This window comes from Bacteroidota bacterium, from assembly GCA_034439655.1.
Classification (GTDB): Bacteria; Bacteroidota; Bacteroidia; order UKL13-3; family UKL13-3; genus CANJUD01.
The window spans coordinates 1-6377 of the sequence record JAWXAU010000117.1; the positions used below are offsets into that span (position 1 = coordinate 1).

Below are 6377 nucleotides of genomic sequence, written 5' to 3' on the forward strand. Positions count from 1 at the left end.
TAATTAAATCATCCATAACAATATCAACTTCATATTTATTTACCATCAACCGTATAGTAGTATTAGGTAAACTTTTCCCTTGTATCAACTTCCAATTAATACCAATTAATTGTTTTGCTTTAAACTGCCTAAAATCTATTTGTTTTATTAATTGCGTTAGATAATTAGCGGTATTGTTGATTTCTTCTTTGTTGTCTATATTTCGATATATGCTAGAACCATATTTGTTATTAACAATTTTGTAGATATGCTCATAAGAATTTTCAAAAACGTTAGCATCTCCAACTTTCTTAATGTTTTTATTATGATATATATAGACCTTGTCACCATTTAAACTTATTATTTTTTGTTTCAATATATCATCCAATGAACAGCCAACTTCAGGCTTTTTAAGGGTGTTTTTCGATTCAATATCTATTTTTTTAATCGAATTATCAGGAACAGGAAGTTCTAAATTTTCTATTACAGACACTATATCGAGGGCATGTTTTGACTTTTTCATTTTGTTTATAGATAATAAATCAAAGTTTCAACATCAAAAATTCTCTACAATAAATAACTCCCCACTATCATATTCTATTTTTACAAACCCATCAGCAACTGTGTGGTTACTGCTTCCAGCCTTATGCCCCAATACCAGACTTTCACCATTAAGATTGTATGCCAATCCCGAAGTTTTGATACTTGTTACCGTACCGCACGGTATTAAAGATATAATAGTATTTGCAGGATACCACTTTTCAAAAGATTTTGGGAGGATATATTTTTTTGAATAATTATCTATCATACATAAAGTTATTTTTGTATGATAACGTGCCATATTAAAAAGGTTCGTGATGGTATGGTCTATGCGATTGCCAGTAGCCCATACAATATTGGCGGCAGGATATTCTTCTTGTATTAAATATAATATTCCTTTGTCCAAATCTGTGAACTCTTGATCGGGTTTATATAGTTTTTTTGTATAGGGCAAATGGACAAGTTTTGTATCTAAATCAATTACCGAATCAAAATCTCCCAGCACGGCATCGGGGTTGATACCCATATCCAATACCCTGTCAATAGCCCCATCCAACACCAATACAAAGGGATTCCATTCCAGCAACTGCCCCAATAAATCGGCACTACAAGCTTCGCCATTTGCTATAATAAGTGCGGGCTCTTGCTTATCTCTAACTACGTGGTGGCTTGACATGGGATATAGGATTCGGGATTCGGTTCGCCGCGGCGAATGGGAATGCTGACGCCAGATTATCTATTATAATAAATGTTTGCTTAAAAAATCATTATATGCTAATTGAATTCCATCCTCTAGTTTTATTTTTGGCTTCCATCCGGTAGTAAACAAACGGCTCGAGTCCATCAGTTTTCGGGCAGTACCGTTGGGGCGTGAGGTATCGAAAACCAATTCTCCTTCGTAACCAATTACTTTTTTAATGAGCAAGGCCAAATCTTTTATACTGAGGTCTTCGCCATATCCCACGTTTACAAAAAGCTCTTCATTATAATTCATCATCAAGTGGAAGCAAGCATCGGCAAGGTCGTCAGCATATAAAAATTCACGCAAGGGGCTACCTGTTCCCCATATAGTAACCGTTGGATTGTGCTGCATTTTTGCTTCGTGAAATTTGCGAATAAGGGAGGGCAATACATGGCTATTTTCGGAATGATAATTATCATTGGGACCATAAAGGTTGGTGGGCATTACGGCTATATAATTGCATCCATATTGACGGCGGTAACTTTCACACATTTTGATACCCGCAATTTTGGCAATGGCATAAGGTTCGTTGGTTTGTTCTAATACACCTGTAAGCAAATAATCTTCTTTCATGGGTTGCGGGGCCGCTTTGGGATAGATACAGCTAGAGCCAAAAAACATCAATTTTTTCACCTTGTTTATATAGCTTTGGTGTATGATATTGTTTTGTATTTGCAGATTATCATATATAAAATCGGCACGGTAAATATTGTTTGCTACAATACCACCCACTTTTGCCGCAGCAAGAAATACGTAATCAGGTTTTTCTTTTTCAAAAAAATCTCCTACCGCTTTTTGATCTCGTAAGTCAAGTTCAGAAGAAGTGCGAAGGACAAAATTTGTGAATCTCGCCTCTTGCAACCTGCGGTGCATGGCCGAGCCAACCATTCCACGGTGGCCTGCTATATATATTTTCGCTTCTTTTTCCATGTATTGCTTTGTGCTAAGTAATTCTAAATCGAAATGCAAAAATATATGAATTTCACCACAACACAGTTTGCACTTTATGACTAAAATCATTAACTATGGGATAAGTGCGTCATAATTCACCTAATGTTCTTAATGTCTCTTTGCGGTATTAATTATAAACAAAAAAAGATAATGAAAAAGAACAGAATTAATCCATTCTTCCTCATAGGAGGATTGGTTGCAATTACCTTAGGTGTTGTGTTATTAAGCATACGTGCTGCGGGTGTTTGCGACAACTTCGATTTGGCCATTGTTTCACTTACCATCTTATTGGGGTTCTGCCCTTTATATGTGGTGCTGGGGCTCAACGCGAAAAGCACCGAGGCTCAGAGCTAAAGGTACTTTTCCAAATTTGCTTATAAAACATGACAATAATCAGTTGAGAAACTGAAGAGAGTCATTTTTACCGCCCATTTTTTGCGGGTATTTTGTATCATTAAAATTAAACTATAATAATGATGAAACAAAACATGAGCAATCCAGACCACGGAATTCGGGCTTTAATAGTCATTACCTTGGTCGTTCTTTTTTTTAGCGGGGTTCTACCAGGAGTTTGGGCAATTATCGATTTGTCTCTGGCAATCATTTTCTTTTTAACTATTATCTTTGGGGTTTGTCCTATTTACAAAGTTTTAGGGATAAGCACCATACCCACGAAAGAATCACAAGCTAAACCGCAACTGCATTAAGAAATTAGTTACTGCATTGGGGTAATACTTATTATCAAGTACCCGTTGTCCCGTTACAATTTTTGCAGAACTATATCCATTGGTAGTGTATAGAGCATTTGTTATATTGTTTACCAAAACGCTAATATCAATTTGCTTGCAAATTTTTGTGCGAACGGTATAATTTATTTGCAAATCAAAAACCACAGAAAGGTCAATACTTTGTAATTTATTCTGGGTATTGTCTAAATACTGACGCGATATATATTTCCCAGATAATCCAATCTGGAAATCTTTTGCAGGCACATATTTTATTTGTGCAAACCCAGTAATGGAAGGAGAGAAGGCGATGTCGACTGATTTATAAATTTTATTTAATTTGTTTTCGACCCAAGTATTGCTGCTGTCGTAAAAATCCAAAAATTCACTATAGTTTTTTATCTTGTTTTGGCTAAAAGTAATATTACCATATAATGTAAACTTTTCATTTGCTTTATAATTTGCTTCCAACTCAATACCTGCCCTATAACTTACAGGAACATTTATCCGATTATATTGACCTACATCGTTCACGCTGCCATCGTTCACCAATTGGTTTTTATAATACATATAATACATATTGGTATTTACCGTTAATTTGCTCTTATGGAAGTTCCATCCAAACTCTATATCCTGCATCATCTCTGGCTTGGGCAATAGTGAATCAGAAGAAAGAATGATATCACTTCTTACGGGTTCACGATTAGAAATACCATAATATATATTTAATTTATTTGCATTATTCAGTTCATAATTCAGTGCCGCTTTGGGATTGAAAAAATTATAGTTGAGGTGGTGTTTATATTCTACCAAATATCCCCATACATCGTCATTCCCTTTCAGGGAATAATCAATATAACGATACTGCACATCTACAAAATAGGTTAATTTGTTGCTGAACTTATTATAATACTTTGCAAATACATTGACTTCATTTTTGGTGGATTTACCATTATAATACTTTTGACTATTCTCGCTGTTTCCGGCATATCTTGCCCATATAACTTCCCCATAATTTTTACCTGTATATTGTGATACATGCAGACCCAAAATTAGGTTTTTAAATTGTGCATTGGCCATTAAACCAAAATAACCATTATCGAGCCACCGACGGCGAATTAAATCGGAATTCGCTGTTTTACCACTATCAGCCACAATACCATACAGAGCTAGTGGGGCAGCGGTTTTATATTCTTCGTAATAACCATATCCTTTGGTATAATGCACGGCGGTATTAAATATAAATTTACTTAGCTTTTTGGTGTAAAATGCTTGGTAATAATCTTGCTTATAATTGTCGGTTTGATTTTTATAGGTGAATTCATTATATATTCTATTTGGAGGAGTTGCTGAATCCCCTTTCAATACTGTTTCAGGCACACCATTCCATGCCTGGCCTGTTACTTCTTTGCCCGAGAAATGTATCAGTTTCACCAAAGTATTTTTATTATTATATACTGTTTGTATATAATACGATTTTAAATCGGCCTTGCTACGTAAAACATAACCATCGGAATTAATCATCGACAATCGTGCATCCACAGTCCAATTATTTATTTTTCCCGTACCAAAATTAATATTGTACTTTTGACTAAAGCGATTATGTTTAGTGCCAACAAATCCAGTTTTCTCAGGCATGATATATCCAAAAGAAGTTGCAAAATTCGTATACGCTTTATCCGATTGTTCCAATGTTTTCAAATTGATACTTGCACCGAACGCAGCATTTCCGTTGGTACTACTTCCCACACCACGCTGCACTTGTATATTATTGGTGCCCGATGCAAAATCGGGCAAGTCTACCCAATACATACCATGACTTTCAGCATCATTGAGTGGTACGCCGTTCACGGTCACATTAATACGAGTAGCATCCACACCCCTAATGCGAATTCCTGTATAACCGAATCCATTGCCTGCATCGCTGGTAACCACAGTGGATGGTGTGCGGTTAAGCAGGTAAGGCAAATCGCGTCCTGTATTGTTGGCATCGATTTCTTTTTTGCCTACTAAGGTATTAGAAGGATTGGTCTTTGCCCTCACAGCGTTCACGTTTACTTCGTCAAGCACTTGGGAGGTGTCTGTTTGGGCTAAAGTGCAGTTTGCCAGAAAGATGAATAGTATAATGCTTGTTTTTTTCATGTCCGTTTTTGTTACGGAGCGGCCCAAAAAAGTGAGAAGCACACAGAAACCATTAAAAAGTTTCTCTCTTTTCCCTTCGCAGGTACTAGCCTGAGCAGGTTATGAGGGTGTGATCTCAGTCCATTTTGTGGACACCCCTAAAGATTAATTGGCTGCAATAATAAGCAAAAAACATAATCCATGTTAAACTTTATTTTCATAATATTGCAAAGATTTTAATTTACCGAGCAAATTCATGAAGAAGATTTTATTCTATATATTGTTACAAGTTTTTTTATTAGAGGCTGATGCCCAAACAAATTATTATAATAATGATGTAAAAACACCGCGGATTACGAAAATTGCATTTGCACATGCCACAGTTTTTATTGATGCCCAAACACAGATAACTGATGCAGTATTATTGGTAGAAGACGGAAAAATAAAACAGTGTGGTAAGGGTATTTTAATACCCAAAGACTATCATACTGTTGATGTGATAGGAAAATTTATTTATCCGTCGTTTATTGATATATATAGCAATTATGGAATGCCTGTTAAGAAAGCAAAAGACGCTACCAGTAATCAATTCAATAGCAATAAGCCAGGACCTTATAATCAGAATGAGGCCATCAGACCCGAGACCAATGCAGCGGAAATATTTGATGCCGACGAGAAAACGGCTTCCCAGCTTCGCAACCTGGGTTTTGGATGTGTGGTATCGCACAATATGGATGGTATTGCCCGTGGAACGGGATGCTTGGTAACACTAGCCAAGGCAAGCGATAATAAAGTATTGGTATGGCCACAGGTAAGCACTAATTATTCATTCAACAAAGGCAGTTCCACCCAAATGTATCCAAGTGCTTTGATGGGTTCTATAGCACTGTTACGCCAAACATTATATGATATACAATGGTATAAAACCGCTACAATTAAGGAAACAGATTTGTCGCTGGAGTATTATATAACAAATGAAAAATTACCGCAATTATTTGATGCGGGAAATAAGTGGAATGTGTTTCGTGCTGCAAAAATTGCCAATGAGTTTGGGCAGAAATATATATATAAAACGGATGGTGGAGAATACCAACGTTTGGAAGATTTGAAGAACTTGGGTTGTGCAGTTATTACGCCGCTTAATTTTCAACAAGCATTTAAAACTGACAATATATATGTGAACGAAAAATATAGTTTGCAGCAGCTATTGCATTGGCAAATGTCGCCTTATAACCCCTATTTACTTGACTCGGCGAAAATTGAGTTTTGCTTCACGATATATGATTTGAAAAACAAAAACGAGTTCTATAAGAATTTGA

At 36.1% G+C, this 6377-nt stretch carries 7 protein-coding genes and 1 riboswitch; of the genes, 3 read left to right on the forward strand and 4 right to left on the reverse strand.

The window, feature by feature from the left end:
- The 3 genes from SGJ10_08325 to SGJ10_08335 all read right to left on the reverse strand — a co-directional run.
- Positions 1-502, reverse strand: a 502-nt coding sequence (locus tag SGJ10_08325) for a hypothetical protein (protein ID MDZ4758129.1), incomplete at its 3' end; no start/stop codon positions are given.
- Positions 503-535: 33 nt separating this feature from the next.
- Positions 536-1195, reverse strand: coding sequence for a thiamine diphosphokinase (locus SGJ10_08330; protein ID MDZ4758130.1), 660 nt, complete (start codon positions 1193-1195; stop codon positions 536-538).
- Positions 1196-1258: 63 nt separating this feature from the next.
- The gene (locus tag SGJ10_08335) at positions 1259-2191 is read right to left on the reverse strand and encodes a GDP-L-fucose synthase (GenBank protein ID MDZ4758131.1); all 933 of its coding nucleotides are present in this window, start codon (positions 2189-2191) and stop codon (positions 1259-1261) included.
- Between the two features lie 171 nt (positions 2192-2362).
- Here SGJ10_08335 and SGJ10_08340 point away from each other — a divergent pair, with 171 nt between their 5' ends.
- On the forward strand, positions 2363-2566 hold the full coding sequence (locus SGJ10_08340) for a DUF2892 domain-containing protein (GenBank protein MDZ4758132.1): 204 nt from the start codon (positions 2363-2365) through the stop codon (positions 2564-2566).
- A 119-nt stretch (positions 2567-2685) separates the two neighbouring features.
- Entirely contained in the window at positions 2686-2919 is a 234-nt protein-coding gene (locus SGJ10_08345; GenBank protein MDZ4758133.1) for a DUF2892 domain-containing protein, read from the forward strand.
- On the opposite strand, the gene SGJ10_08350 is transcribed toward SGJ10_08345, so the two are convergent.
- Positions 2893-5079, reverse strand: a complete 2187-nt coding sequence (locus SGJ10_08350; GenBank protein ID MDZ4758134.1) for a TonB-dependent receptor plug domain-containing protein — start codon at positions 5077-5079, stop codon at positions 2893-2895. The genes SGJ10_08345 and SGJ10_08350 overlap by 27 nt on opposite strands.
- 54 nt (positions 5080-5133) lie before the next feature.
- Positions 5134-5228: riboswitch (TPP riboswitch) on the reverse strand.
- Between the two features lie 86 nt (positions 5229-5314).
- Here SGJ10_08350 and SGJ10_08355 point away from each other — a divergent pair.
- Positions 5315-6377: amidohydrolase (locus tag SGJ10_08355; GenBank protein ID MDZ4758135.1), on the forward strand; the 1063-nt coding region annotated here is incomplete at its 3' end.

Coding starts and splice junctions, on each gene's coding strand:
- SGJ10_08330 (MDZ4758130.1), bottom strand. CDS start 1,195: ATGTCAAGCCACCACGTAGTTAGAGATAAGCAAGAGCCCGCACTTATT.
- SGJ10_08335 (MDZ4758131.1), bottom strand. CDS start 2,191: ATGGAAAAAGAAGCGAAAATATATATAGCAGGCCACCGTGGAATGGTT.
- SGJ10_08340 (MDZ4758132.1), top strand. CDS start 2,363: ATGAAAAAGAACAGAATTAATCCATTCTTCCTCATAGGAGGATTGGTT.
- SGJ10_08345 (MDZ4758133.1), top strand. CDS start 2,686: ATGATGAAACAAAACATGAGCAATCCAGACCACGGAATTCGGGCTTTA.
- SGJ10_08350 (MDZ4758134.1), bottom strand. CDS start 5,079: ATGAAAAAAACAAGCATTATACTATTCATCTTTCTGGCAAACTGCACT.